The following is a 25,709-nucleotide window of genomic DNA, read 5'->3' on the forward strand; positions in this document are numbered from 1 at the left end:
CTTCTTTATTATGGCTTGAGAACGACTTTGACGCAGCCGTCCTTCTTTTCGAGGAACGTCTTGTAGAGGTCCGGCCCGTCTTCCAGGCTTCCCGTATGCGTGATGATGAACGACGGATCGATCTCGCCGTTCTGGATGCGCTCCATCAGGATCGGCAGGTAGTGCTGGACGGGCGTCTGGGCCATCTTGAAGGTCAGGCCGCGATTGATTGCCGATCCCATCGGGATTTTGTCGAGGAAGCCGCCGTAGACCCCGACGATGGAGACCTTGCCGAAGTTGCGGCAGCAGTGGATTGCCTGGCGGAGGACGTGCGGTCGGTCGGTACCCATGAAGGTCGCGACCTTGATGCGGTCGATGCGGGCATCCCAGCTGGCAGCGGGATCGGATTCGGTGCCTACGGCATCGATACAGGCATCCGCACCGCGGCCGTTGGTCAGTTCCATGATCCGGTCGTAGATGTCCTTCTCCATGTAATCGAGGGTGATGGCTCCCGATTGCTGGGCAAGCGCCAGTCGTTCCGGAACAGTATCGATGGCGATGACGCGCTCGGCTCCGAGAATAAATGCCGACTTGATCGCCATCTGGCCGACAGGCCCGCAGCCCCAGATCGCGATCGTGTCGCCCGGCTGGATGTTGCAGAAATCGGCGGCCATGTATCCGGTCGGGAAGATATCCGACAGGAACAGCACCTGCTCGTCGCTCAGGTCGTCTGGCACCTTGATCGGGCCGACATCGGCATAGGGAACGCGCAGATATTCCGCCTGCCCGCCGCTATAGCCGCCGAGCAGATGGGTGTACGCTGTGCCATGCTTGCCTCTGTGTTTCGTTACACAGTTAACTCGCTCCCAGGAGGCGGGCCAGCCCTGAAGTGCCGTGACCTCGCCGACCGGAACATGTGAACCCCCAGGGCGTTACGGCCGCATATCACGAACCCGTGATGTTTAGCCTTGGAGCACGCCAGATGACGATTCCCATTCCTACCGCCCTTCCCCACGACACCGTCCAGACGGGCGTTTCGACGACCGCGGCTATTAACAAGGTCAGCTGGGGCGCGATTTTTGCGGGCGTGGCGATAGCGCTCGCCGCCCAGTTTCTGCTGAACCTACTGGGCGTTGGCATCGGCGCTGCGGTGTTGGACCCCGCCACGTCCGATAATCCGGCTGCCAGCACGTTCTCGATCGGCGGAGGTATCTGGTTCGTCGTGGCAGGAATAATTGCATCCTTTCTCGGCGGCTACGTCGCGAGCAGGCTTTCGGGCCGTCCAAGCACCTCGACAGGCGGTTACCACGGGCTGACAACCTGGGCCGTTACAACCCTCGTCGTACTCTACCTCCTCACGACTTCGGTCGGGGCACTCATCGGCGGCGCCTTCAACGGCCTGACGAGCATCGTTAGCGGTGTCGGCCACACGGCTGCAACCGCAGTCACCGCGGCCGCTCCCGCTCTCGCGGATTCCACAAACCCGATGGCAGGGATCGAACAGCAGATACGGTCGACGACAGGCAACGATCCCCAGGCACTTCAGACTGCGGCCGTGACGTCGGTTCAGGCGTTGGTAACAGGCGACGAAGCGACTGCGGAGGACGCAAGAAACCGGGCCGCGGAAGCTGTTGCACGCGCGCAGAGCATCCCTGTCGATCAGGCACGCACGCAGGTCGAACAGTACGAGAAGACCTATCGCGAAAACGTCGAAGCCGCAAAACAGCAGGCGATCGAAGCCGCTCAGGCCGCTACCGCGGCGGTGTCGGCCGGCGCGATCCTCGGTTTCATCGCCCTGGCGCTCGGCGCGATCGCGGCGTGGTTCGGCGGTTCGTACGGCACGAAGCGTAATGTCATCGTCACGGAGAACGTGGCGCGCGGCGTTTAATCCCTGGGACTTGTCGAGGCCGGGAGCTCTTATCTTCCGGCCTTTCGCTTTACGAAGGAGAAACGAAATGGCAAGCGGTGCATTGAAAGCGCTTTTGGGCGTACTGGCCGTCGCGGGTTATCAGAACCGTGACAAGATCGCCGAAATCCTGAAGGGCCTGCGTAACCCACAACAGCCCGGTCCAGACGGAAAACCGCAGTCTGGCGGCGGCCTCGGCGACATCCTCGGGGGCCTGACAGGCAACTCCGGCACGGGCGGAGGTCTCGGCGGCCTCGGTGGCCTCGGCGGGCTCTTTACCGGAGCTGCGGGGGGCGGCCTTGCGGGGAGCCTTGGCGAATTGCTCCGCCAGTTCCAGCAGAAGGGTCAGGGCGAAACGGCCGACACGTGGGTAAAGCCAGGCGATAACGCCCCCATCGACGACACTCAGTTGTCGGAAGTGCTCGGCCCCGAAATCCTCGATGACCTTGTAGCCAGAACAGGGCTTTCACGGGAGGAAATCCTCAAGCGCCTCAGCCGGGAACTCCCGACTGCGGTGAACGACCTGACCCCGGATGGCCAACTTCCTGCGGAAGACGGCGATGACGACAGTGCCAACGGGCATGCGGGTCATCCTTCCTCAAGGCCCGATGTTATCTGACGAGACTACGCTCTGACACCGTGGCGGCGTCCAAACGTCGCCACGGTACCTGTGCGCGCGACCTCCTCCGTTCGTTCCCGCTCCGGTGACAACTCCTTGGTGTTTCACTACATTCAAGGAGAAACGCACGCGGGTGGGAAAACAGATGAAGCTGGGGTTTGGTTCGCAGAAGATCGCCACTGCGGCGACGGCGGTGATCGTGGCGATGTTCGCCGCCCTGCTCGTTCTTCTTTGCCTGTGGCTCTATGAAAGTTACTCGTCTTCCGTCCGACGCACGCAGGAACGGGCAATCGCCGCCTCGAAGATCGTCGCGACGAACGTGACATGGATAAACGCCCTTGCCTGGCAGGCGCTTCAGAAAATCGACAGCGCGCTGGGACCCGACATAGGGATCGCCTCGGACACCGTGAGGGACATCGATGCGATGATTTCGGACCTACCCGGGACCGTCCAGGCATATGTCGTAGACCGCAACGGAAATACGCTGTTATCGACCGATCCCGCGATCAAACCCATGAACATCACGGACCGCGAGTATTTCTCGGCGCTTGCCAAGGGGGAACCGACGTATGTTTCCAGTCTTCTGGTGAGCCGTCTGAATGGCCAGCAGATTTTCGTCTTCAGCCGCCGATTGGAACGTGATGGCCAGTTCGCTGGGGCCGCGATGGTGTCCTTTCAGGGCGACTTGCTCGCGGAGGTCTGGACCACAGTCGATCTCGGTCCTGACTCCACTGTTGGCATCATTCGTCGCGACGGCCAGTTGGTCGCCCGCTTTCCGCCGCCGGCAGGACCGGTCGATATGGCGAACTACGTTCTTTTCACCGATCTCATCCCGAAGGCCTCTTCGGGAACCTACGATGCGGTCTCCCCGGCGGACGGTGTCAGTCGCATCGTCGCCTACAAGGTTGTCGATGGAACGGATTTTGTCGCAGTGGGATCGGCGGGCACGGCGGCCGGGATGGCACCGTTCTGGAAAGACGCGTTCGTGGCGGGGGCAGTTCTGGTTCTCGCCGCCGTCGGATCGTTCGCGGCCGGAACATGGATCAGGCACCTTCACGCACGGGACGCCGCCAAATCCGCGCGCCTCTCCGAGGCATTGGAGGAGAACCAGCTTCTCATGAGGGAAATCCACCATCGGGTTAAGAACAATTTTCAGTCCGTGCAGGCGCTCATCAGAACCCAGCAACTTCCAAAAGACATGCAGCAGTCGTTGCTGGACCGCATTTCCGCGATGATTGCCGTACACGAACAGATTTACAGCCACGACCAGTTCAGTGCTGTGTCCGCGAAGGCCCTGATCCCCGCCGTGGTCGACACTTTGATAGCGGCATGCGGCGATCGCGTCAGCGTCACCTACGATATCGAGGACATCTCAATTACCGCGGACCACGCGACACCCGTCGCACTCCTCGCAAACGAGATCGTCACGAATGCTCTCAAGTATGCGTTTCCCGGAGAACGCAAGGGCGTGATCTCGATCTCGCTGAAAAGACTTTCCGGTCGACGGGCATGCCTTGTAATCGCGGATGACGGGATCGGCTTCGATAAGACAATATCGGCGGCGGGCATGGGCACCAGACTGGTCCGCGGTGTAATCAGCCAATTGCACGGCGAACACATCTACGAGCGGAGAGACGGGACCGTGTTCACCGCCGAGTTGGAAATCGTGGCTCTGCCGAATACGAAGAGCTGACACACATCGCCATGTCGTGGTTCTGCACACGGCAAGGCATTCGCGAGAGCGTCACGCCCTAAATTCGTCGACGTGGCATTCACGGATCACGCGGTCAGCCTAACTACATGGCGAGGCTAGAAAAAACTGCGAAATCGCCTTATCTATCCCCGCTGACGTATACGGGGATGGGCGACGAAATGGCTTTGAGAATGGAGAGCGCGGCGGAGTGGCCGATCGGCGGCGGCGAACTGGGTGGCCGGGTGCGCGACTTCGATTGGTCCAAGACGTCCCTCGGACCCGTCTCGACCTGGCCGCAGCATCTCAGGATCAAGGTGAACTCGATCGTCAACTCGCCTATTCCGCAGGTTCTGATGTGGGGCGAAGACCACGTCATGATCTACAATGACGGATACGCGGAAATCGCAGGGGGCTATCATCCGCAAGCCCTCGGCGGGCATGTCCCCGATATCTGGCCGGAAATCTGGGACTGGAACAGACAGGTTCTCGAAGCCGGGTTCAGGGGCGAAGTCCAGGCGTTTAGAGACCAGCCGATGGTCCTGAACAGGGCGGGCAAGCCAGAGACCGTCATCTTCGACCTTTTCTACACGCCGATCTACGCCGAGGACGGGAGGGTAGATGGCGTGCTCTGCACCGTTCTCGAGAATACGGAGAAGTTTGACGCGCTGACTGCCCTGGCCGAGAGTCGGTCGGAGCTTGTGCGGCTCACCAACGCGTTGCCGATTCTCGTGGGCTTTGTCGATAGGGACCTCGTCTATCGGTTCGCCAATGACGCCTACATGGAATGGTTCGGCCGCAGTCCCACCGAGGTCGTCGGCAGCCGTGTCAGCGACATCATCGCTCCGGAATACTTCGAGAAACGCCTTCCCTTCCTCAGACGGGCTTTAGCCGGAGAGACGGTCGTCACCGACTCCCCCATCATGCGCCCGGACGGCAAGAACTGTCATGCGGAGACACGCTACGTTCCGCGTAAAACGGAAAACGGCGTCGAGGGCATTTACGTCCTTATCATCGACATCGATGACCGCAAGCGTTTCGAATTCGATCTCGCCGAAAGCAACAGCCGCTTTCGCGCAGCCGTCGATGCCATGCACGGGGTTCTCTGGACCAACAGCGCCGACGGACGAATGGTTGGGGAACAGCCTGGCTGGGCCGCGCTCACCGGACAGACTTATCAGAAGTACCAGGGATATGGCTGGGCGGATGCCGTGCATCCCGAAGACGGCGCGTCGACGGTCAGCGCATGGGAATTGGCGGTCGCGGAGAAGCGTACATTCATTCACGAGCATCGCGTTCGGCGGAAAGACGGCGTGTGGCGCTCGTTCGCGATCCGCGCCGTTCCGCTTATCGCGGAAAACGGCGAGATCGCTGAATGGGTCGGCGTCCACACCGACGTTACCGAGCAGCGCATGGCAGAACAGGCTCTCCTGGAGCGATCCCAAGACCTCGAGCGGCAGGTTCGCCACCGCCAGCGAGCGGAAGACCAGCTTCGTCAGCTCAACGAGACCCTGGAGAGCCGCGTGGCCGAGGAGATCGAAGAGCGTCGAAAGGCCGAGGCGAAGCTCCAGCAGTCGCAAAAGCTCGAGACCATCGGCAAGCTCACAGGCGGTGTGGCGCACGACTTCAACAACCTCCTTCAGGTCGTGGCCGGCAATCTCCAGCTCCTGATGCGGGACGTGAGCGGGAACGAGAAGGCCGAGCGCCGGGTAACGAACGCGCTTGCTGGCGTCAGCAGGGGTGCGAAGCTGGCAAGCCAGCTCCTGGCTTTCGGACGGCGGCAGGCGCTCGATCCGAAAGTGATCAACATCGGTCGCTTCGTCCAGGGGATGGACGACCTGTTGCGCCGCTCCCTCGGCGAGGCGATCGAAATCGAAACCGTCATCGCAGGCGGCCTGTGGAACTCCCTGGTAGACCCCACTAATGTCGAAAACGCGCTGCTCAATCTGGCCATCAACGCGCGCGACGCGATGGACGGTGCGGGCAAACTGACGATAGAAGTGGGCAATGCCTATCTCGACGACGACTACGCCCGCGCGCACGACGAGGTCACGGCCGGGCAATACGTTGTCCTGTCTGTCACGGATACGGGAATGGGTATTCCCGGAGACATCCTCCAGCACGTGTTCGAGCCGTTCTTCTCGACGAAGGAAGAGGGCAAGGGAACGGGGCTCGGCCTCTCCATGGTGCACGGGTTCGTTCGCCAGTCCGGTGGTCACGTTAAACTCTACAGCGAGGTCGGCCATGGAACGACGGTGAAGATGTACCTCCCGCGCGCAGCGCAGAAGGAGGATCGGGAAGTCGTGTTGCACTCTGGTCCGATCGTCGGCGGCACGGAGACGATTCTGGTTGTCGAGGACGACGACGAGGTTCGGGAAACGGTTGTCGAGACGCTGACGGACCTCGGCTACAAGGTGCTGAAAGCCCCGAACGCCGATGCCGCCCTGAATGTCGTCGAAGCGGGTATCGCCATCGATCTTCTGTTCACCGACGTCGTCATGCCCGGCACGTTGAAAAGCCCGGAACTGGCGAAGAAGGCGCGTGAACGGCAACCCGATATCGCGGTACTCTACACCTCGGGATATACGGAAAACTCGATCGTTCACGGTGGTCGGCTCGACGCGGGCGTGGAACTGCTGTCGAAGCCGTACACGCGCGAGGCGCTCGCCCGGAAGCTAAGGCATGTCCTTGCCAATCGCGCGCAACGCTTTCAGGCCTCCGGATCATCTCCGATGGCCGCTTCACCCGTAGAGGAGGCGCGATCCTTGTCGCTTTCCATATTGCTTGTTGAAGACGACATGCTGATCAGGTTGAATACGGCCGAGATGATCGCCGAGCTCGGTCACTCGGTCGCCGAAGCGGGATCGGGTAGCGAAGCGCTCGAACTCCTCGGGTCGCGCGCGATCGATGTGCTTGTCACCGATCTGGGGCTGCCCGACATGGACGGTTTGAAGCTTGCGACCGAGGCGCGCAAGAGACAGGCGTCAGTGGGTGTGGTCTATGCCACCGGACACGACCGGAGGTCGGCGGCGATCCCGTCCGATGCGGTCGTCGTCACGAAGCCATATGGGACCGAGGATTTGCGTTTCGCTATTGAACAGGCGTGGAATGCCGTCGTGACACTCTGAGGAAACTACCGTCAGCTCCGCCGCTCGTAGAATGCGCGGAGTGGCAACATCTCGCCGAACCTTCGCGTCTTCTCGCTGGGCGAGAAGACTGATAAACGAGGTGTTAGCAACTCAAGTCGAGAATCCATAAGAACCGATAAGACGTTGAAAAACGATTCGTTTCTGCGCGGAACGAATCGCCTCCGTAATGATTGATTCGCGAATCAGTCTTGGGAGTAAAGCGTCATGGCACAGCGAGCGCAGTGGAAGGGGTTTATCAAGTTCGGCGAGGTGACTTGTGCGGTCGGTCTCTACACCGCGGCTTCCACGTCCGACCGGATCACGTTCAACACCATCAACACGGCGACGGGCAATCGCGTTAACCGCGTGTTCGTGGACAGCGATACGCAGGAGGCGGTTCCGAAGGAGGCACAGACGAAGGGCTTCGAAATCGAGAACGGTCAGTACATCCTCGTCGACCCCGAAGAAGTCGCCGCCACGATCCCGGAAAGCAACAAGACGCTGGAGGTCGAGGCCTTCATCCCCTGCTCCGACGTCGACGACGTCTACTTCGATAAACCCTACTACCTCACACCGGACAGGCTCGGTCAGGACGCATTCGCGGCGCTCCGCGACGGCATGCGGAAGTCGAAGGTGGCCGCCATCGCGCGAACGGTGCTGTTTCGCCGTCTCCGCACGGTTCTCATCCGTCCCCACGGCAACGGGTTGATCGCCACGACACTGCAATATGACTATGAGGTGCGCTCGTCGAAGAAAGCGTTCGAAGAGGTGCCGAAACTGAAAATCGAGGGAGAGATGCTCGACCTCGCCAAACACATCATCTCGACGAAGAAGGGGGAATTCGACCCGGCGGCCTTCGACGATCGCTACGAGGATGCCCTCGCCGAACTCGTAAAGGCCAAGGTCGAAGGCAAGGCGTTGCCGAAGCGCATACCCGTCGCGGTATCCAAGCCCAACGACCTCCTGGCGGCACTCCGAGAGAGTGCGGGACTATCGAAGAAGGGGGCGGAGCCTAAGCGTACCGCCGCGAACACCAACGCGGGTAAGGACGGCGGCAAGCCCCGGCGCGCATCCACCGCCAAACCGCGCGTATCGGCCGCGTCGCAGCGCAAAGCGAGCTAGGAGACCTGGCAATGGCAAGACCGTACTGGAAGGGCTATCTCAAGCTTTCGCTCGTGACATGCCCCGTCGCGATGTCCCCCGCAACCTCGGAGGCGGAGAAGGTTCGCTTCCATACGATCAACAAGGAGACTGGTAACCGCGTTGTCTCCCAGTATATCGATTCCGTGACCGGAAAGCCCGTGAAGGAAGAAAACGAAGCCAAGGGCTACGCCCGAGGGGAAAACGACTACGTAATTCTCACCGACGACGATCTCGATGCGGTCGCTCTCGATACGGTTCGGACAATCGACATCGAGAAATTCGTGCCGACCAATAGCATCGAGTGGGTTTACCTCGATACACCGCATTATCTCGTCCCCAACGACCAGGTCGGAAACGAAGCGTTCGCCGTCATACGTGACGCGATGAAGGCCGATAAGGTCGTCGGGGTTTCGAAGCTGGTGATCGGCCATCGAGAGCGCGCCGTGATCCTCGAACCGCGCGACGAGGGCATCGTGCTATGGACACTCCGCTTCGGCGACGAGGTTCGGCCGGAAGAGAACTACTTCGAAGATATCGAGGACGAAGCCGACCCTGATCTCGTCCCCCTCGTGCAAAAACTCATCAAGCAGAAAACGGAGCGGTGGTCGCCGGACATGGTCAGTGACCCCATTCAAGAAAGCCTCCTGAAACTGATCGCCGACAAGAAGAAGGCCCTCAGATCGCCAAAGAAGCCTGCGAAGGCCAAGGGCCAGGCCGCTGCCCCGTCGAACGTCGTCAACATCATGGACGCCCTTCGCAAATCAGTCGCAAGCGAGATGAAGACCAAGAGAAGCGGTTAGGGTTCGTCCCGGTCGCTCACCGCTCGGCGGAGGGCCAGTCGTTCGAAGGCTCTCTGATCTCGTCGGCATCGTCTTCGGCCGGGTCGGGATCGCGTTCGAGGGCCGCGCGCAGCCGATCGACCTCGCTTAGGATTTCCCCGAAAATGTCGGACTGCGTCCCTCCGGCGATAACCGCGTCGTCTACCGCCTTTTCGATCTCGAGCCGCAAGGCCGTGCGCCAGTCGTCACCGTCCATTTGCTTTCCTTCCTCGTTTCGGTTTGTCCGAGAGTTCGATCCACGTCGGCGCATGGTCGCTCGTGTGCTCCCACCCGCGAACTTTCCTCTCGACACCCGCTTTCGATAGCCTCGCCGCGACGTCGGGGCTGAGCAGGAAATGGTCGATCCGGAGGCCCGCGTTCCTGGCATACGCGTTCCGGAAGTAGTCCCAGAACGTGTAGATCGTCTCGTGTGGATGTAGCGTTCGTATGGCGTCGGTCCAGCCCTGCTCGACGAGTTGTCGAAAGGCGTAGCGAACTTCAACTCGAAAGAGCGCGTCGTTTGTCCAACGTTCGGGCTTGTAGACGTCCAGCTCTGTCGGCATGACGTTATAGTCACCCGCAAGGATCACGGGGACCTCCAGTTCGAGCAGTTCGGCGGCATAGGAGGCAAGCCTGCGAAACCACGCTAGCTTGTACTCGAATTTCGGGCCAGGATACGGATTTCCGTTCGGAAGGTATAGGCAGCCGATGACCATCCCGTCGACCGCCGCCTCTATGTAGCGACTGTGCGTGTCGTCCGGGTCGCCGGGGAGCCCCTTCCGGGTGAGCAACGGCTTCTTGCCGCGAGCGAGGATGGCCACGCCGTTCCAACTCTTCTGCCCATGCCAGATAGCGCCATAGCCCGCCGCCTCGAGCTCCCGCGCCGGAAACCGCGTGTCGGGAGCCTTCAGTTCCTGGAGGCATACGACATCGGGCTTGGCAAGCTCCAGCCACCTCAGCAGGACCTCGAGGCGGCCGTTGACGCCGTTGACGTTATAGGTTGCTATCTTCACGGTAAGCGCTTGCCGCTGCCTTCGTCGCCGACGGGAGTCCCACCTGCCAGGCGCGCCTCCTCGTCCAGCATCGCCAACCTCACGTTCGCTACCTCGATGATTGACGCCAGGAATTCCGCGCGCTCCCAGCCGAGCAGTTGGACGGCGTAGTCCACCGTCTGGTCGAGTTCGACCTTCCGTTCGGTTGTACCGGGTTCACCGGTGGCAGGGTCGATCATCTGCGGCTTCCGTTTCGGGTCAGATCGCGGCGGACAGGTTGGGTGCTCGCCTGGCGTTTCGTTGCCCACGGAGAGAAATCGGAAAAATCTCCGTGTTCACCATCTCTGTCGTGTCCGATTGACACGCCGCGATCTTGGTAGGAAACCTCCGCCTCGCTCGAAAGTTCCTTCTTCTATCGAGGAGGCGAGTGAATGAAGAAGAACGCATTTCCCGACACTCCAGACGGCCGCTATTTCGTTGTCAGAGGTCGTCTGTGGAGGAAGTCAAACCCCGCGCTTGACCGTGACAAGCGCGACGCCCTCGTGCTGGAACTCATGATGGCGCGCCGGGCGGTAAGAACGGCCGGAGCCGATCCAGTGGCGCGTGCCGACGCGCGACGGCGGGTCGATATGGCGAAGATTGCTCTCGGTGAACGCGGACCGGTTTGGTGGCTGGACGGCGACCCGGACTACAATCGTCACCTCGCCAAAAATACTGCCTACGCAGAGTGGTATGCAGGCCTTGGGGATAGCGAACGCAGTTGAGAAATAACCGGAACTCTGCACCACGCACAGATGCTATCCGGCTAGCTGTCGGTTGGGACACTGTGAAGACCCGTGCTACGACTTTCAGTCATGTGGAGGCGCTCGGCGGAAGTCGGAATGCGTTCGGATCACCCTCAGGCAGGCATCTAGATTAATCGACGTTGGCCCATTTTACGGACGGATCAACGGCGTGCTCCGCGACGTCAGAACGCACATCAGAGCCAAGGGCGGGGTATACCGCCGCGAACGAAAAACGTTGGCCACTTGCCGGTTGTTTCGATCGCGCCCCCTTCAGCAGAAACGAATTCGACAGGTCCCTTCTTCACGGCCACCCCAACTCTTCCAACCGTCCCGCCTCTTCCGCGGATAACCCATGCTCAGCCACAATCCGATACCTAAGTGGGGTTCTTGGTATAGCTACGAAGAAACACAACACCTTTGAAAGCCCGCGAGCCGGAGCCTATGACCGCAATCGGTTTATCCGTAATTTCGAACCCGTCACAGACGGGGCAGTATCGGATGAGAAGCCTATATTCCGTGTGGCAAGATCGATGACGTCTATTTCGACAAGCGCTATTATCTGGTCCCGGTCTACGAAGCCGATCAGGATGCTTTCACCAGCATCCGGGATGCCCTGAGCAAGACCAGTGCCACGGCGATTGCTCGCACGGTGCTCTTCCGCCGGATGCGAAGTGTCCTGATCCGGGCGCACGGCAATGGTATGACTTCCGCGATCGGGCTCGCCATAGGTCATGCACCCAAGGCAGAGCCGGGAAACCTCAAGGCCGGTATTTCCAAGGCGCGTGTATTCCATGACTATCTCCAATCCTGCGGCGAAATCGCGTGTGTTGAAATCCTTGCCGGCGGCGGGTTGCGCCACATCCTGCTCAAGCACTTATGCCGCCGTCCACGAGAATGCCTGAGCCGGTGATGTACCCGGCGCCCGGTCCGGCGAGGAAGGCGACGGCTTCTGCGACCTCTCGAGTGCGACCGTAGCGGGCAATCGACAGACTCGGCAGGATAGCGGGTGCAAGAGCACCGTCGGCGGGGTTCATATCGGTGTCGATTGGCCCAGGCCGAACCAGATTGACTGTAATCTCCCGCGGACCGAGCTCGCGCGCGAGACCACGTGTAAAGCTTTCCAGAGCGGACTTCGTCGCTGCATAGACCGCAATCCCTGCGAACGGGACCGCCAGGCCTGCATTGCTGCCGGTACTGATGATGCGACCACCATTCGGGATATATTTCAGCGCCGCCTGCGTGATCAAAAAGACGCCGCGAACATTGACGTCCAGCTGTAGCTGAATCTCCTCCAGCGGCTGGGTGGCAAAGTCGCCGGCGAACAGGACGCCGGCATTGTTGATCAGAATGTCGAGGCCGCCGAGGTCAGCGACGGTCCGGTCGACAGTGGCCGCCGCGGTCTCGGCGCTCGCGGCATCGGCCTGGATGGCGACAGCTTTGCGGCCCATCACTTGGATCTCGGCGATGAGAGCTTCGGCCTTTTCGGCCGACTTCTCGTAGGTGATCGCAACATCGGCGCCATTCTCAGCCAGCTTCAGCGCGATGGCCGCACCGATACCGCGTGCTGCACCAGTCACGAGCGCTCGCTTACCGGCAAGCGCAAGGTCGGGGGTGATGTCCATGGAGGTTACCTCGAAATGTTGGGCTTCTGTGGGGAGATGATTGTGTGCTGGTAGCAGGCGAGGCATAGGGAGCAGTCTTGCCCTCAACGGGCCTGCCGATGACCGAAGCCGCCTAGGGGCAGGCTCATCGGACGGCCTCTTTCTTCGGTGCGAGGTCGGCAGAAAGCCACCCTGCAGTGAGAAGACAAAGACCGATCGCGACTGCTGCGACGCTGTAGGCATGGCCGATAGATCGGACATCGGTCGATGATCCGAGGATCGAAAAGAACAATCCGCCGATCACGGCTGTCGCTAAGGCGCCCCCAATCTGAAGCATCGAGTTGACCAGGCCGGACGCCAAACCAGACTGCGCCGGATCAACGCGCTGGACGACTGTTCTCACGAGATTGGGAAGCGCAATCCCTTGTCCGGCACCAATAACAAAGAGTGCGACGAAGAGGAATTCTGGCGCCCCGAACGAGATCAAGGCTGCCGTCCCGAACAATCCGGTCGCTTCCAAGGACATGCCTGCGGCGGTGGAATATCGACCGAAAAGGCGGAAGATGTAGCCGCTCGCAAATGGCCCCAGAACGAATCCGACCGCTGCGGGAAGGATTGCAAGTCCTGCTTCGAAAGGAGTGCGACCAAGGCCGCCCTGTTGATAGACCGAGAATGTCAGCCAGAAGGCCGCAAAGGCATAAAAGAACAGCGCCGCGAGCAACCCACGCTTCAAGCCCGGAGCTCGAAGAAGGCGCGGTGCGAGAATCGGATCTCCTCCAGCCGCCTCTACCTTTTGTTCATGATGCCAAAACAGGAAAAGAAGCGGCAGGGAGGCGGCAAGCAGCAGAAGCGACCAGACCGGCCAGCCATGTTCACGGCCCTCGATGAGCGGCGCGATTAGCGCACAGAGCGCGAGTGCAATCAGCACTGCTCCGCCAAGGTCCAGTCTGCTTGCGCGATCTGATCGCGTCTCGCGCAGCACCATCACCGCAGACGGCGCAGCTATGGCGATCACCGGAAGGTTGATGAGGAAGATGGCCCTCCATCCCAGCCCGAAAATATCGAGCGCAATCAGAGCGCCACCGAGAAATAGCCCCGCCATCGATGCGATGCCGAATGTCAGCGCGTAGAAGCTGAGAGCTTTTGATTTCTCGTGTTCTGGAAAAATGGCATTGATGGATGCCAAAGCCTGCGGCGCCACAATGGCCGCAGCAAAGCCTTGAAGGATCCTGCCGAGAACCAATACCGCTGGAGACCAGGCAAAGCCGCATAGGGCAGAAGCGGTTGCGAACGCGACCATTCCCGCCAGGAAGACATTCCGGCGACCATAGAGGTCCCCGAGCCTGCCACCGGTGATCAGCATGACAGCATAGATGGTGGCGTAGCCTGAGATGATCAGTTGCATGGTCGATGCGGAGGCGTGGAAATCCTCACGGATCGAGGGCAGCGCCACGTTGACGATGAAGAAATCCAGCGGCGGCAAGAACGCGCCCGTCAACAGGATAACCAATGCCGTCCATCTGCGCGGGTCAGGGGCTTGCTCAAGATTACGGACATGCTCCAAAAGTCTCTCCATGTCGGTTGGCAAAGCCGATCAATCGGCTCGTACAGATGCGCACTTTCGGAACCAGTTGGTTCCCAATTGAAGTCAGCCAAGCGGTTTCAGCGCGAAGTCGACCATCGCCTTTGTGGCGTCGCGGTCCGCTCCTGTTTTCCCTAAAACTCTCATTCCTTGAATCTGACACACAAGGAACCTCGCCAGCGTTCGCTCGTCCAACCCAGGATCAATCTCACCCAGGGCTTGAGCTCGGATGATCGCGGCCGCGTACAAGTTCTGCAGTCGCCGAAACAGGCGCGCAATTCGAGTGGAAACCTCTTCGTCTGCCGGAAGCATTTCCACAGCCGACAACACGACAAAGCATCCACGCAGCCCCTCCCTGCCCGAGGACTCTTCCACCTGCCGCGAAAATGCTTCTTTGATTGCAGCTTTTGGAGACGGGTTGGAATGCAGGATTTCCCCAGTCTTGCGAACAGCATCGTCGACGTAGACATCAAGCGCAAGGAGATAGACGCCCCTCTTGTCTACGAACGCCTTATAGAAACTGCCTCTCGATAGCTCCATGCCCTCAAGCAAGTCGGGCAATGACGCATCATGATATCCTCGGTCCCAGAACACGCCCATCGCCTTGCGAACTGCGTCATCCAGTTCGAATTCGCGAGGGCGTCCAACGGACGGGGATGTTTGAGTGCGTTTCATCATGTAGCCAATATGGAACCATTCAGTTCCTATTGCAAGCGGTATTTTCTGAGATTATGGAGAAGGTCGTCACGTTATGGCGCCGCCCGTCTCTGACTGGGCCGCCTATCTTGAACAGGAAAAAGGCAGGGCGATGGATCGAGAAGTCATCATCCCGGAGGAAATGCGCGAAATCGTCGCCCGCGCAGGGTATGCCCCGGCGGTTAAGGTCGGCGATACGATCTACGTCGTGGGGCAAGTTGGCCGCACCAGTGACCTGCAGGTCATCGAAGACCCGCAAAAACAGTTTCGCGCTTTGTGGGAAAACCTCCGCATCGTCCTTGCGGCCGCGGACTGCACCTTCGACGACGTGGTGGAGATGACCAGCTACCATGTGGAGATGTCGAAGCACATGGACATTTTCCGGACGGCAAAGAACGAAGTTTTCCCGAAAGGGACCTACGCTTGGACCCGCATTGGCGTATCCGAACTCGCACATCCTGGCTTGCTTGCCGAGGTCAAATGCGTCGCGGTGAAGCGATAGCGGTTAGGTTCAGACCGATCGGCGAGCGGGCAATCACTCGTCGAGCGGCGCGAGAGCGATACTAGTTGGAATGGGGCCGCAAAGCTCTTGAAGGGACACGAACCGCTGACCCGCTCATTCGTTGGCTACTTTCCAACCCAGCCAACCACTTGCTCTCGGAACGACAGAATGGGGCCGGAGGTAGACAGGCGGCTTATGGGTTCCAGATCTTGAAAATCAGCCCCATAGCGCCCCAGTGTTGAGAAAACTGAGAAAATGGTTCCGCTTGAACACTATGATTCCGCAGCCACTGGTAACCAGCATTTTAGAGTGGAAAACGTCCGCGCGATCTAAGCAGGCGGACGTCACCGATCTCTCGTCGCTGACGCCGCTGGTGGGCCGATGCCGCCTTTTGCTGCGATCGCGACGTCGATCTCCCAAATGGCCTTTGCGGCTTCGAGCAGGATAGCCTTCATCTCGTCGTCGTAGAGGTGCACGGGATTGAGGTCCATGGATTCGGCGGATCGCCCAAGACGCACAGATTCCACCAGAACCCGCCAGCTTTCCCGTATCGTGACATAGGCGCGGCCGAGCAGGCGGAGCTTCTCGCCCTCGGAAAGGGTTACCACTTCGTGTGCCGCCCTGGTCAGCTCGACGACCCCGCCACGATGGAACACGGCTTCACACGGCGCTTCTGAAGGCATTGTCCGAAATGGCGGGAAAGTCCCTGCCCAGTCGCTGGATTGCCAGGCGAACATAGCATCAATCGGTCACCCGCGCTCCAGCGTTGAGCTTGGATCATCCGCCTCGGGCCCACCGCGACGTTCTTAGAACGCCTGCGATACACTTAAGGTCTGATGTTGTGGTTCACACGGAAAACGTTGGTCGGGTCGAACTTCAGCTTCAACTCGACCAAGCGTTGATAGTTCTCGCCGAATGATGCCCGTACTCGCTGATCTCCCTCGTCATCCATCATGAAGTTTGGATAAGCACCAGGAAGGTCGAAGCGATGCACTGCGTTCCAGTAATCCCGCGCCCACAACTTGATGACCCCCGCATTTTCAGGGTCTGGATCGATCCCAACAATGACCATGGACCATGTCGCGTCTCGGGTCGACCACGCGGTCTCGCTTTTCCTACGACTGTGAACTGCCTTGTCGATTGGATAGAGGTGCATCGCTGAGAACACGTTGCCTTTCTTCGCACACTCTATGTGAATGGGGATCGCCTCATCGGGCAGCGTCTTTACGAAATCGCCCTTCCAGTACCATTGCAGGCCCTTCGGGTAAAAGGGATCGAACATGGTTTGCAGGGCGGTATAGGGGAGATACCCGCACCAATCGAAGAGTGGTGTGGGCAGCACTGCCCGTACTTTGTCCACTTGGGTTTGACCGTCCTGACCGTTGTGGGCGACGAGCAAGAGGCAAATTTTTTTGTTCCAGTGTTCTTCAGGGAATGGCTCGGTCGGCGGGATCGCCTGAAGGCCGAGGAAGATATAAAACTCCGGAGACGATATGGCCTGAAACTCGCGGTACCAGCGCATGATGTCGGCGGCCTGCTCTATGTCAAAGGCGATCGGCCCGCCATATAGCATTTTAGCTGGGTTGGTGCGATAGAGGAAACTGGTGACGACGCCGAAGTTGCCGCCACCGCCGCGCAGCGCCCAGAGCAGGTCGGCATTTACGGTTTCACTTGCGACCACCAGGCGACCGTCCGCCAGAACGACATCGGCTTCGATGAGGTTGTCGATAGCGAGACCGTACTGTCGGGTGAGGTAACCGTGTCCGCCGCTCAAAGTGAGGCCGCCAATCCCCGTTGTCGAGATAATACCGAAGGGTACCGCTTGCCCAAAGGCGTGGGTCGCATGATCGACATCACCTGTTGTACATCCGCCCCCGGCGCGCACTGTGTTGTCCCGAGGGTCGAAGCGTACGCCCTTCAGCGGTGACAGGTCGATCACGATACCGTCGTCCACGCTCCCCAGACCAGGCCCGTTGTGACCTCCTCCACGGACTGCAATGTCGAGCTTTTGTTCACGGCCAAAATTGACCGCGGTGATAACGTCGCCCGCGTCCACGCATTGTGCGATCACAAGGGGTCGCTTGAGGATCATCCCGTTGTACAGACCGCAGGCATCCTCATAGTCCGGGTCGCCTCTCTGGATGACCCTGCCGCGCAAGTCGGTGGCGAATTCGCTTATCGCTGTGCTATCCATCCTACCCTCCCAATGCCGATTGACACTCGATCATAGGCGTAGCCCGGCGGGTTTCCATGACTGATCGTCCGAGTTCCATGCTCGTCTGATCGGAACGGGTGACCGAAGGAAATTTCATGCAATCTTTTGGCGAATTTGCCTGTCTGGAACACGCACGAGCGGGATTGTTGCAGAACAACTTCATGATGCCCTAATATGCTTGGGAGTTCGCGCTTGTTCCCAATTTGACGTCGTAACGTGAAGGAGCGTTTGCGATGGATGTTTTGTCAGACGTACTGCGCACAGTTCGTTTATCCGGAGCGCTCTTCTTCGACATCCGTGCGAGTGCGCCCTGGGTGGGCGCGTCACCGAGCACGGCCGACATCGCCGCTGCGGTTATGCCCGGCGTGGAGCACGTCATCTCCTTCCACGCTGTCATTTCAGGTTCCTGTTGGGCCGCTATAGACAGAGACCCGACCCCAGCCATCAAAATGAACGCTGGTGACGTGGTTATATTTCCCGGAGGAGCGCCGAACATCATGAGCTCATCGCCTGGCGGGACAGGCAAACCAAACATGGGCATCTATTACAGGCCCACGGATGATGAACAGCTACCCTATCAACTTATCCATGGTGGAGGCGGTGACGAGCAGACGAGATTCATCTGCGGCTACCTTGGGTGCGACAACAGACCCTTTAATCCACTTCTTTCCGCCCTGCCGCCGATATTCGCGGTCCGCAAGCCTCCGGACCAGGAGAGCTGGATTGTTGACCTGTTCGTCCACGCTCTCGCTCAGGGAGGAAACAAGAGGGCGGGCAATCAGACGATCTTAGCCAAACTCAGTGAACTCATGTTTGTCGAGGCCATCCGTTGCTACATCGAGTCATTGCCGGCGCACTCTCTTGGATGGCTGTCTGGCCTGCGCGATCGACATGTTGGCAAGGCTCTCCAGCTTATCCACGGCCGCCCATCGGAGAACTGGAGCATCGACCTTCTCGCCCGCGAGGCGGGGCTGTCGCGCACCGCATTTTCAGAACGTTTCGTCCACTTCGTTGAGGTGCCTCCAATGCACTACCTCGTTCAGTGGCGAATGCAGGTTGCGTCGCGCCTCCTGGAAGAGCGGGGAATGAGCGTAGCGCAAGTCGGCAGTGCGGTAGGCTATGAGTCCGAGGCCGCGTTTAGTCGTTCGTTCAAGAGGCTCCTCGGGGTCTCGCCAGGCGCTTGGCGGAAGTGGAATCGTGCACAGTGAACCCTACGAACGGACTGGTGGGGGCCGCCTCGGCTCCATTCACGGCTGAGGAAATTGCGATCCCGTTCACTGTGGATCAGATGTAAGTGAGTAACTGCCCGGCTATGATTGTGTGGAGCGGTCGATATGAAGATCGCCCGAAATGGGGACAGCGCTTTACCATGGCCTGACTAGGGTAGTTGTGCCCGCCGCACAGAAGCGAGGAGGCCCTGCTTATCCTCCAGACGGCTCCATCGACGGGACGGGATCGAAAATTGTAGGTCCTCCGATTACCTCGCCCACTTATAAGCACGGCTCACCTGGATATCAGGCAACCCCTGTTTGGCCTTTGCGTTGGCGTCTGCCCTCGAAGTCCGGGTGATCGGCACTTAGATGCCCGCCGCAATCAGAGCCCTGATGTGCCGGATGTCCGAGCCGCAGCATCCGCCGACGACACGAAGTTTAGGAAGACGCTTTGCCATGCCAGCGCAAAGCGCGCCGAACTCCTCAGGGTCACCATCATCAAGCTCGGTGGCTTCATCCAGTTCGGCATGGCTGCGGCGCGAGGCGTTTGGTCGGACCATGCCGATCCGGTTGAGCCAGCGCGAAGGTAGCTGTTCACTGAAATGCTCGGGATGGGCGCAGTTGATCCCGTAGTAGCGAACGTAGCCGCCAGTCGCGGCTTCGACCTCGCTGAGCGCGGAACCGAGGTCCTGCCCCGTCGGCAGCCGCCCGTCTGTCTCAACCGTGAAGGAGAGAGCGAAAGGTAGGCCGAGGTCGTGCGCACGGTTGACCATGCCGATGGCCTCGCCTGGATGGGTGATGGTGAAGGCCGACGCGATGTCCACGCCTTCCTCGGCAAATGTCTCCAGCTGGGCGCTATGCAGACGTGCCGCCTCGATTGGCGTCAGAAGCTGCTCGGGTGCATAGCCATCGCCTGCCGGTCCAAGCGCTCCCTCGATCAGGATATGGTCACGCCAGGGATGAGCGCTCCGCAGATCGCGGGCGAAGGCGATCGCGCGCCGGTTGACGTCACGGATTCCTGCGTCGTCGAGCCCAAGCCTCGGCCCCCAGCCGCCATTAGCGCGCCAGGTCGGCGTGCCCATCACGAAGCCTCGGCTCTTGGCTTGAGCCAAATCGAAATATGAAATCGCGTAGCGCCGCAGCATCTCGCGCCCCTCTGGGGTATCGAGCAGCACAAAGGAGGCGAACAGTGGCATTTCGGCGCCGTCGTGGAAGATTAGGTCTGTCTACATCCCCCCGTCGCTGATGAATGCTTCTGGCGACGAAAGCAAGCGGTCAAGCATACCCATGATGTCCTCCCTCGCAGAAACCATTGTACCAAATTTTAGCAGCGCGGCCTAACAGCCTACTCCATCCCACCGACGAGAGGGAGTCGGTACAAGCAACCAAACGCAAATTCAAGCCAGGCTACAGTCACGCGCTGCAGATCTGCAAGCGGCGGTCTTGAGTCGATTCTACCCGCTGACTCTTAAGCTGCGTCGCTCAAGCCGCTGATAAGTTTCGGTTTTGCCGCATAATGGGCACTTATGAAACCGAAGTTGGAAGTTCATGAAAGAACGTACGCCTCGGGTAAGGCGGTACTAATAGTCTCTACACTCGAGCACTGCTGCTCGCATTAGCTTGTAACGAGAGCTTGATATGAGCGATCAACCCACTGCAACATCAAAGGCAGCCCTGTCGCCCGGAGATCTGGAGATGCTCGAGAGAATCCTTCGCGCATGGTGCGAAGAAAACGGTGCGGCCAGAGACTCTTTAGCAGCTGAGAGCATAGCATCGGCTCTTGTCGCTTGGTACGAGCAGGACGCGATAGCACGGATCCGGTCTCAGCCTGAGAACTCCGATGCAGAGCCGTTGTCACCTGAGATCGAACGACTTTTGCGACAGATGACCTAGCGACAAGCCGCAGTTGCCTGCGAAATAATGCAAGCCCGCCAAGCTGGTCCCCATAGGCTATCCCTATTCCAAGGGAACTCAAGCCCGATCCGGCTGAAGTACATCTTTTTTGATCACGAAACTCACTTGAATTTGGAGACACGGTCCTCCGTGGAGCGTCGCAAAGGAAGCTCACAGAAGAGCGAAATCATACACAGAAGTGTACGGATGGAGCGTGTGAGGGGGGAAGAAATGCCAGCTTCGGCCGGATACCAGCAGCAGGCGGGGAAAAGATTTCGAGGGGAGTCCCCGCCTGCTGCAATGTCCACACAAAACATAGGGATTTGGAATGGACAAGCAGCAATAGCATACCCGCGCTCGTCGTTTCAATCGATGGCGAGGTCTTGACGATCCGCGAGAGCGAAGCGAACCTTGCCTTAAAATACATCCTGCTAACAAGCTCGGGCTCTATGAAATTAAGTCATTTCCGCGCCTTATTATATGTTTTTCAGCATAGCTTGGAAACTAGGACCCCGGGCTTAATCAACCTTCGCGTTAGGCACGACAACCCACTCGTCGCCGTCTTGGAAAACGTCGATGGAGCTTCGCTGCACGGCCGCGCCCGTTCAGTTTGGGGCGAGAACTCCTTAGCTTCCTAGATCATTTTGCGTTGGTATCCGACACGCCTTTCGCGCCTTTCCCCTCAGGTTCATTGCGACAATTTATTATCAACGGAATTGAACCAAGGAGTTGCCATAATGAATATTATCTCCAAAATTGCCTTAGGCGCCGTAGGCTGCATAGCGGCCATGACGTCCGTGTCTCCTTTCTACGCCGCCTCCATTGGTCCCCACCGGTTGGAGATTGGATCGGACGTGGAGCCGGTTCAGTATACGAAAAAGAGACCACAGCGATGGGACAGACATGACAATCGTCGCGGCGACAACTGGCGCGCGGAAAGGCGGGATTGGAATGGGCATCGCGGTTATCGCGACCGCCGCGCAGGCTACCGCCGCAACAGCGCTGGCTTCTGATACCCGCTGGCTGCCTTTGGCGCCGGCGCGATCATCAGCGGGGCCATTAGCAGCCAACAATGGTACAGCGCTGGGTCGCACGCTCAATGGTGCGCCAACCGTTACAGGACGTATCGCGCGTACGACAACACATGTATCCCCTATGCGAGCGTGAGGGCGAAATGCGTGTCGCCGTACTAGCAGTCAGGTAAGCTAACGGGACGTTCGAGGGCCGCGGTATTCTGCGGCCCTTTTGATTCCGGGCGCCTTGCCCTACTGGGGCTGAGAAAAACGGGCACTGCCGCGCATTTCCTGCGCCTCCAGACCCGGGCGGTTCCCACACTCCTGGGATCAAGCATGGGAACCTACGTTCGAGATCTTCGTTTCGCCTCCGTTATTGAAACGGAGATCATTATGAGAAGTTTGATATTCGGTATGGGTATCGCCGCCCTCTGTGCGTGGCCAGCACAGGCCCAGCAGCAGGCCGAAAAATCCTCTCCGCAGGCGGGGAAAAAACCGTCGGAAATTTTATCGCTTATCGAAGCAAGGCCCGACTTTGCGCGCCTCGACGAAATGTCGTGGAGCGACCGCGGGTATTATGAGATCCAGTACCGCACAAGCGACAAGGCCCGTGTTGAAATCAATATCGACGCTGGTGGAAACCCAGTGGACCAAGAATAGGCTGCCCCTCTCGAGGAACACGTGCCAAATTCGCGATTAGCCTATGCGACCTGGCAAAACCGTTCGAACGAGCGTCTTTTGCAGCACGAATGTCGATTGGGGCACCTTCATGCAGAATGCGGTCCCTTTTAGTTACCGCGAAAGCTGAACCCGACTGCCGCCAATGCACTCGAGGCGCTTTGCATTGGCGAGCATGTTGAGAGCGCTGACAATCTATTCCTGCTTGTAACCCGTGGCAACCAGGTTGGCCGACCAAGTGGAGGTCGACGATGTTCTTGGCTGTGCATTCGACCGCGACCAGTTCGACGAGCACGGCGTCTTTGCAGGGTCGATTGGGTGTTGGCATTATTTATCTTTCATCGCTCGGACAGGAAATCGGGCCACCGGTCTATGAAGCAAGCGACGCCGACACAGTTGGGCGAATTTCTCACTCCCCTTGAAGAGTTCGACGCCGTGTACGCTGAAAGCGACGCGATCTCCCGGAGCGTCTGGGCCAATTACACAGTCGTGGCGGTTGATGACAAGGATGAAACACGAGATTGCGGCACGAATCGGGAGCTTTATCGGTCACGCGAACTCGCTGTGCTTCGGATCGATGCACTCGACGACAACCGTTAGGCCGAGACTTTTGCTGAGCGCCAGATGGTTTGATGACCGACTGGTCCGGAGCGAAACAGACATGCGTTATGACCATTCGATTGGGCGTCTGCAGGCCCGACCGCCGACATCAACGCTTCAGTGATCCAAATACCCACTTTAGCGCTAAGATATGCTGACCGTACATAGCCTCCTGTGGGCTCGTCTTAGCGTTCGCCGTATTCCGCCCGACGCTGAAGTTGAGCATGGAAACTGGCGGTCGCCAGGTCGCATTGATTTTACCGACACTGACGCCGGGGGCCCCCGTCGAACGGCTGGTATGAATTATCTTCAGGGCGGTAAGACCTATAGCGCTTGCTGCACCTGTAGACATGGCTGTCCAAGTCCGCGACGATTTCTGTCACAACCGTGTCGCCAAGCGCACGGCGTGCGCTCGAAAGCACCTCGTCGGCGGCTCCATTTTCCTCAAGAGGCATTTCGCTATCAATTGCAATGTAGGGAGAAACACAAAGCCTGCGTTTACCGTGGTAGGGTTGATAGGTGCCATCGTCGACTCGGTAGGAATTATACCTCGACACGCACCATTGCACATGTTCGCGCGGCAAGGTCATGGCACGTTGGTTGTCCTGTTGGTCGATCGAGCCAGAAACCAGCGCGTCCGAATCGTCATTCGATAAAACTTCTCGTTCAACGCTCTCGATGTCGGGGCTGATCGATCCGGTGTGCAAAACAGATTCCTGGCGAGCAGCATCTCGCTCCAGCTGTTGCTCGTTGCGCGTGACGACGGTGGGCTCTGTGGTCCACAAATCCGATATTTCGGAAGTTTCTGAAATCGAAGCCTGTTCAGGTGTTGATAGATAGAAAACGGAACCGAGCACCCCGACTGTAAATGTAAAAATTGAAAGCAGAAGGCCCGCGATTAGGGCCGCCAACGTTTTCATAATTGCACCTCCATGGAGCGCCCGGCGTAGTTCGCGTTTGGCGGCTTAGCGCAGGCCGAGAAATGAAAGAACTAAAAGGACGACGACGATGAGGCCAACAATGTAAATGATGCGATTCATGACTGTTCTCCGATTTTTGAGTATTATCCAGACTACGATGGCAGGCGGCTCCAGAGCCGCCTGCTTTTTTAAGCTAGCGGCGATATCGTAGCCGCTCTTTTTCGATCTCCGCCGGGCCATAGGGGTCGAGACTGTCGTCAAAGCGCGACCAGCCTTGCTCAGAATAGGCCGCGCGGCGCGCCGTCGGATCGACCCAGTTATTTTGGCGAAGGATGGCCTCAGCTTCCGCGTATGCGCTCTCGTCCACGCGCGCTGTCACCAGCGTTCCACCGCGGCGAACACCTTCCGCATAGACATGTGCGTGTTCTGCCGGCACGCCAGATTCCGTAAGGGCCCCGATAAGGCCACCGGCGGCACCGCCAGCCACAGCTCCCGCAACAGCACCTGCAGCCGTTGTCGCCAACCACCCTGCAGCAACGACGGGACCGACGCCGGGGATGGCCATAATTCCGAGGCCGGTTAGCAAGCCGCCAACGCCGCCTACGGCCGCGCCGATTCCGGCGCCGGTGCCCGCACCTTCCGCGGCATTGTTGTCATTGCCATGTCGCTTGTCGGCATTGTTGGAAACAATGCTGATATCTTTGGACGGCACGCCTCGTGCCTCAAGGGCGCTGACGGCGGCGCTTGCATCCGAATACTCGTCGAACAGTCCGGTAACGGTTTTCATTGGAAATCTCCTGAATCGTGAAGGTTATTTGGCGACGATGTTGCCCTGATAGTCGAGCGCGACGGCCACAGCCTTACCGTCCTTCATCGCCTTGCCTTGCCAGACACCCTTGTCATCGAGCGTCAGGCCGGTGACATCCGCATATCCTGCTTCGCTTATGCGTTCCTTCGCCTGGTCCTCGGTGAAGCTATTGGCACCCTCGACCGGCGCGGTCGCATTCTTGGTATCTGGTGTAGCAACCGCCGGGGTGTCGCCTTCCGTCGTCGTCGTGGTGGACGTCTGAGCAAAGGCGCCAAAGGTCGACGCACCGACAAGCGCTGCGGCTAGGAAAAGTTTTTTCATGGTAACGTCCTCATTTCGAACGGTTATGTCGCGCTGTAAAAATGACGGGCCGAAAAAATAGTTCCGGTCTGGCGCGCGGATCAGACCTTTGTCCCTATCGGATCGGCATTGGTCCTACGACGGAACCTTCCTCACTCAAACCGCTTCCTTTGCCGTCCAACCTAAAGGAGTGGAACAATGAAACTCAACCTTCTTGCATCGGCTGCTATCGCGGCCGCTCTCTTCACATCGCCGGTGATGGCCGATGACGATAATGATGGCGCCGTCACCGGTGCTGCCGGTGGCGCGGTAACTGGTGCAGTCGTCGGTGGTCCGGTAGGCGCCGTGGTCGGTGGTGTTGTCGGCGCTATAGCAGGCACTGCGCTTGACCCGCCGCCGCGCAAGGTGGTTACCTATGTCGAGCAGCAACCTATCCCATCCGAGACGATCGTCGTCGAGGAAGTGGTGGAAGTCGGCAAGCCCTTGCCCAAGACCGTGGTGCTGACTCCGATCCCCGAAGACCCGACCTACGCTTACGCTGTGGTAAACAAGCAGAGGGTCATCGTCGATCCCAGCACTTACACGGTGGTGCAGGTACTCAACTGACGCAACTCCGCCTGCCATCCTTAC

At 59.1% G+C, this 25,709-nt stretch carries 25 protein-coding genes and 2 pseudogenes; 14 read left to right on the forward strand and 13 right to left on the reverse strand.

Going from position 1 to position 25,709, the window contains the following annotated elements; genetic code table 11:
- Positions 1-8 precede the first annotated feature (8 nt).
- Positions 9-797 (reverse strand): annotated as a pseudogene (locus GB927_RS26640) (zinc-binding dehydrogenase); the annotation flags it as partial.
- A 164-nt stretch (positions 798-961) separates the two neighbouring features.
- Between GB927_RS26640 and GB927_RS26645 the strand changes: the two are divergent.
- The 6 genes from GB927_RS26645 (at position 962) to ku (GB927_RS26670) (ending at position 9,265) form a co-directional block, all read left to right on the forward strand.
- On the forward strand, positions 962-1,867 hold the full coding sequence (locus GB927_RS26645; RefSeq protein WP_256120258.1) for a PhnA-like protein: 906 nt from the start codon (positions 962-964) through the stop codon (positions 1,865-1,867).
- Between the two features lie 67 nt (positions 1,868-1,934).
- Positions 1,935-2,504 carry a YidB family protein gene (locus GB927_RS26650; protein ID WP_256120259.1) on the forward strand — a complete coding sequence of 190 codons (570 nt, stop codon included), beginning with the start codon at positions 1,935-1,937 and terminating at the stop codon, positions 2,502-2,504.
- Between the two features lie 145 nt (positions 2,505-2,649).
- A complete protein-coding gene (locus tag GB927_RS26655; RefSeq protein ID WP_256120260.1) occupies positions 2,650-4,197 on the forward strand; it encodes a sensor histidine kinase in 1,548 nt (515 codons plus the stop codon).
- Positions 4,198-4,364: 167 nt separating this feature from the next.
- Positions 4,365-7,322 (forward strand): hybrid sensor histidine kinase/response regulator, encoded by a 2,958-nt coding sequence (locus GB927_RS26660; RefSeq protein ID WP_256120261.1) that lies wholly within the window; start codon positions 4,365-4,367, stop codon positions 7,320-7,322.
- A 225-nt stretch (positions 7,323-7,547) separates the two neighbouring features.
- Entirely contained in the window at positions 7,548-8,444 is an 897-nt protein-coding gene (gene ku / locus GB927_RS26665) for a non-homologous end joining protein Ku (RefSeq protein ID WP_256120262.1), read from the forward strand.
- A gap of 11 nt (positions 8,445-8,455) precedes the next feature.
- Positions 8,456-9,265 (forward strand): non-homologous end joining protein Ku, encoded by an 810-nt coding sequence (ku, locus tag GB927_RS26670; protein WP_256120263.1) that lies wholly within the window; start codon positions 8,456-8,458, stop codon positions 9,263-9,265.
- A gap of 16 nt (positions 9,266-9,281) precedes the next feature.
- On the opposite strand, the gene GB927_RS26675 is transcribed toward ku (GB927_RS26670), so the two are convergent.
- The 3 genes from GB927_RS26675 to GB927_RS26685 are packed head-to-tail and all read right to left on the reverse strand — an operon-like array spanning position 9,282 to position 10,514.
- Positions 9,282-9,500 (reverse strand): hypothetical protein, encoded by a 219-nt coding sequence (locus GB927_RS26675; RefSeq protein ID WP_256120264.1) that lies wholly within the window; start codon positions 9,498-9,500, stop codon positions 9,282-9,284.
- The gene (gene xth / locus GB927_RS26680) at positions 9,490-10,296 is read right to left on the reverse strand and encodes an exodeoxyribonuclease III (RefSeq protein ID WP_256120266.1); all 807 of its coding nucleotides are present in this window, start codon (positions 10,294-10,296) and stop codon (positions 9,490-9,492) included. The genes GB927_RS26675 and xth overlap by 11 nt, the downstream gene beginning before the upstream one ends.
- Positions 10,293-10,514 carry a hypothetical protein gene (locus tag GB927_RS26685; protein ID WP_256120268.1) on the reverse strand — a complete coding sequence of 74 codons (222 nt, stop codon included), beginning with the start codon at positions 10,512-10,514 and terminating at the stop codon, positions 10,293-10,295. Before GB927_RS26685 ends, xth begins: the two co-directional genes overlap by 4 nt.
- Before the next feature lie 192 nt (positions 10,515-10,706).
- On the opposite strand from GB927_RS26685, the gene GB927_RS26690 reads away from it, so the two are divergent.
- Together GB927_RS26690 and GB927_RS26695 are read left to right on the forward strand one after the other, a co-directional pair.
- Positions 10,707-11,039 (forward strand): hypothetical protein, encoded by a 333-nt coding sequence (locus tag GB927_RS26690; protein WP_256120269.1) that lies wholly within the window; start codon positions 10,707-10,709, stop codon positions 11,037-11,039.
- Positions 11,040-11,562: 523 nt separating this feature from the next.
- Positions 11,563-11,763 (forward strand): annotated as a pseudogene (locus GB927_RS26695) (Ku protein); the annotation flags it as partial.
- Between the two features lie 163 nt (positions 11,764-11,926).
- Here GB927_RS26695 and GB927_RS26700 read toward each other — a convergent pair.
- From GB927_RS26700 to GB927_RS26710, 3 genes are all read right to left on the reverse strand, one after another.
- Positions 11,927-12,682 carry an SDR family oxidoreductase gene (locus GB927_RS26700; RefSeq protein ID WP_256120270.1) on the reverse strand — a complete coding sequence of 252 codons (756 nt, stop codon included), beginning with the start codon at positions 12,680-12,682 and terminating at the stop codon, positions 11,927-11,929.
- Between the two features lie 124 nt (positions 12,683-12,806).
- Complete coding sequence (locus GB927_RS26705; protein ID WP_256120271.1) at positions 12,807-14,225, reverse strand: MFS transporter; 1,419 nt, start codon at positions 14,223-14,225, stop codon at positions 12,807-12,809.
- 84 nt (positions 14,226-14,309) lie between these two features.
- Positions 14,310-14,918, reverse strand: a complete 609-nt coding sequence (locus GB927_RS26710) for a TetR/AcrR family transcriptional regulator (protein WP_256120272.1) — start codon at positions 14,916-14,918, stop codon at positions 14,310-14,312.
- A 133-nt stretch (positions 14,919-15,051) separates the two neighbouring features.
- Between GB927_RS26710 and GB927_RS26715 the strand changes: the two genes are divergently transcribed.
- Positions 15,052-15,441, forward strand: coding sequence for a RidA family protein (locus tag GB927_RS26715; protein ID WP_369431736.1), 390 nt, complete (start codon positions 15,052-15,054; stop codon positions 15,439-15,441).
- 344 nt (positions 15,442-15,785) lie between these two features.
- On the opposite strand, the gene GB927_RS26720 is transcribed toward GB927_RS26715, so the two are convergent.
- Both GB927_RS26720 and GB927_RS26725 read right to left on the reverse strand, forming a co-directional pair.
- Positions 15,786-16,049 carry a hypothetical protein gene (locus GB927_RS26720; protein ID WP_256120274.1) on the reverse strand — a complete coding sequence of 88 codons (264 nt, stop codon included), beginning with the start codon at positions 16,047-16,049 and terminating at the stop codon, positions 15,786-15,788.
- 218 nt (positions 16,050-16,267) lie between these two features.
- Entirely contained in the window at positions 16,268-17,635 is a 1,368-nt protein-coding gene (locus GB927_RS26725; protein ID WP_256120275.1) for an FAD-binding oxidoreductase, read from the reverse strand.
- 254 nt (positions 17,636-17,889) lie between these two features.
- On the opposite strand from GB927_RS26725, the gene GB927_RS26730 reads away from it, so the two are divergent.
- Positions 17,890-18,864 carry an AraC family transcriptional regulator gene (locus GB927_RS26730; RefSeq protein ID WP_256120276.1) on the forward strand — a complete coding sequence of 325 codons (975 nt, stop codon included), beginning with the start codon at positions 17,890-17,892 and terminating at the stop codon, positions 18,862-18,864.
- A 368-nt stretch (positions 18,865-19,232) separates the two neighbouring features.
- Here the strand turns inward: GB927_RS26730 and GB927_RS26735 are convergent, their stop codons facing one another.
- Positions 19,233-20,063, reverse strand: coding sequence for a homocysteine S-methyltransferase family protein (locus GB927_RS26735; RefSeq protein WP_256120277.1), 831 nt, complete (start codon positions 20,061-20,063; stop codon positions 19,233-19,235).
- A gap of 1,755 nt (positions 20,064-21,818) precedes the next feature.
- Between GB927_RS26735 and GB927_RS34520 the strand changes: the two genes are divergently transcribed.
- The 3 genes from GB927_RS34520 (at position 21,819) to GB927_RS26750 (ending at position 23,051) form a co-directional block, all read left to right on the forward strand.
- Positions 21,819-21,953, forward strand: a complete 135-nt coding sequence (locus tag GB927_RS34520; RefSeq protein ID WP_439655534.1) for a BA14K family protein — start codon at positions 21,819-21,821, stop codon at positions 21,951-21,953.
- A 156-nt stretch (positions 21,954-22,109) separates the two neighbouring features.
- Positions 22,110-22,433 carry a PepSY domain-containing protein gene (locus GB927_RS26745; protein ID WP_256120278.1) on the forward strand — a complete coding sequence of 108 codons (324 nt, stop codon included), beginning with the start codon at positions 22,110-22,112 and terminating at the stop codon, positions 22,431-22,433.
- A gap of 390 nt (positions 22,434-22,823) precedes the next feature.
- A complete protein-coding gene (locus tag GB927_RS26750; RefSeq protein ID WP_256120279.1) occupies positions 22,824-23,051 on the forward strand; it encodes a hypothetical protein in 228 nt (75 codons plus the stop codon).
- Positions 23,052-23,308: 257 nt separating this feature from the next.
- Here the strand turns inward: GB927_RS26750 and GB927_RS26755 are convergent, their stop codons facing one another.
- From GB927_RS26755 to GB927_RS26765, 3 genes are all read right to left on the reverse strand, one after another.
- Positions 23,309-23,971, reverse strand: a complete 663-nt coding sequence (locus GB927_RS26755) for a BA14K family protein (RefSeq protein WP_256120280.1) — start codon at positions 23,969-23,971, stop codon at positions 23,309-23,311.
- 193 nt (positions 23,972-24,164) lie between these two features.
- Complete coding sequence (locus GB927_RS26760) at positions 24,165-24,758, reverse strand: general stress protein (RefSeq protein ID WP_256120281.1); 594 nt, start codon at positions 24,756-24,758, stop codon at positions 24,165-24,167.
- Positions 24,759-24,782: 24 nt separating this feature from the next.
- Positions 24,783-25,100 (reverse strand): PepSY domain-containing protein, encoded by a 318-nt coding sequence (locus tag GB927_RS26765; protein ID WP_256120282.1) that lies wholly within the window; start codon positions 25,098-25,100, stop codon positions 24,783-24,785.
- Between the two features lie 177 nt (positions 25,101-25,277).
- Between GB927_RS26765 and GB927_RS26770 the strand changes: the two genes are divergently transcribed.
- The gene (locus GB927_RS26770) at positions 25,278-25,685 is read left to right on the forward strand and encodes a DUF1236 domain-containing protein (protein WP_256120283.1); all 408 of its coding nucleotides are present in this window, start codon (positions 25,278-25,280) and stop codon (positions 25,683-25,685) included.
- Positions 25,686-25,709 lie beyond the last annotated feature (24 nt).

This window comes from Shinella lacus, from assembly GCF_010994755.1.
Lineage (GTDB): Bacteria > Pseudomonadota > Alphaproteobacteria > Rhizobiales > Rhizobiaceae > Shinella > Shinella lacus.

Excerpts from the sequence above, each read along its gene's own strand:
- GB927_RS26645 (WP_256120258.1), top strand. The coding sequence starts at position 962 with ATGACGATTCCCATTCCTACCGCCCTTCCCCACGACACCGTCCAGACG.
- GB927_RS26650 (WP_256120259.1), top strand. The coding sequence starts at position 1,935 with ATGGCAAGCGGTGCATTGAAAGCGCTTTTGGGCGTACTGGCCGTCGCG.
- GB927_RS26655 (WP_256120260.1), top strand. The coding sequence starts at position 2,650 with ATGAAGCTGGGGTTTGGTTCGCAGAAGATCGCCACTGCGGCGACGGCG.
- GB927_RS26660 (WP_256120261.1), top strand. The coding sequence starts at position 4,365 with ATGGGCGACGAAATGGCTTTGAGAATGGAGAGCGCGGCGGAGTGGCCG.
- ku (WP_256120262.1), top strand. The coding sequence starts at position 7,548 with ATGGCACAGCGAGCGCAGTGGAAGGGGTTTATCAAGTTCGGCGAGGTG.
- ku (WP_256120263.1), top strand. The coding sequence starts at position 8,456 with ATGGCAAGACCGTACTGGAAGGGCTATCTCAAGCTTTCGCTCGTGACA.
- GB927_RS26675 (WP_256120264.1), bottom strand. The coding sequence starts at position 9,500 with ATGGACGGTGACGACTGGCGCACGGCCTTGCGGCTCGAGATCGAAAAG.
- GB927_RS26685 (WP_256120268.1), bottom strand. The coding sequence starts at position 10,514 with ATGATCGACCCTGCCACCGGTGAACCCGGTACAACCGAACGGAAGGTC.
- GB927_RS26690 (WP_256120269.1), top strand. The coding sequence starts at position 10,707 with ATGAAGAAGAACGCATTTCCCGACACTCCAGACGGCCGCTATTTCGTT.
- GB927_RS26700 (WP_256120270.1), bottom strand. The coding sequence starts at position 12,682 with ATGGACATCACCCCCGACCTTGCGCTTGCCGGTAAGCGAGCGCTCGTG.
- GB927_RS26710 (WP_256120272.1), bottom strand. The coding sequence starts at position 14,918 with ATGAAACGCACTCAAACATCCCCGTCCGTTGGACGCCCTCGCGAATTC.
- GB927_RS26715 (WP_369431736.1), top strand. The coding sequence starts at position 15,052 with ATGGATCGAGAAGTCATCATCCCGGAGGAAATGCGCGAAATCGTCGCC.
- GB927_RS26725 (WP_256120275.1), bottom strand. The coding sequence starts at position 17,635 with ATGGATAGCACAGCGATAAGCGAATTCGCCACCGACTTGCGCGGCAGG.
- GB927_RS26730 (WP_256120276.1), top strand. The coding sequence starts at position 17,890 with ATGGATGTTTTGTCAGACGTACTGCGCACAGTTCGTTTATCCGGAGCG.
- GB927_RS26735 (WP_256120277.1), bottom strand. The coding sequence starts at position 20,063 with ATGCCACTGTTCGCCTCCTTTGTGCTGCTCGATACCCCAGAGGGGCGC.
- GB927_RS26745 (WP_256120278.1), top strand. The coding sequence starts at position 22,110 with ATGGGAACCTACGTTCGAGATCTTCGTTTCGCCTCCGTTATTGAAACG.
- GB927_RS26750 (WP_256120279.1), top strand. The coding sequence starts at position 22,824 with ATGAAGCAAGCGACGCCGACACAGTTGGGCGAATTTCTCACTCCCCTT.
- GB927_RS26755 (WP_256120280.1), bottom strand. The coding sequence starts at position 23,971 with ATGAAAACGTTGGCGGCCCTAATCGCGGGCCTTCTGCTTTCAATTTTT.
- GB927_RS26760 (WP_256120281.1), bottom strand. The coding sequence starts at position 24,758 with ATGAAAACCGTTACCGGACTGTTCGACGAGTATTCGGATGCAAGCGCC.
- GB927_RS26765 (WP_256120282.1), bottom strand. The coding sequence starts at position 25,100 with ATGAAAAAACTTTTCCTAGCCGCAGCGCTTGTCGGTGCGTCGACCTTT.
- GB927_RS26770 (WP_256120283.1), top strand. The coding sequence starts at position 25,278 with ATGAAACTCAACCTTCTTGCATCGGCTGCTATCGCGGCCGCTCTCTTC.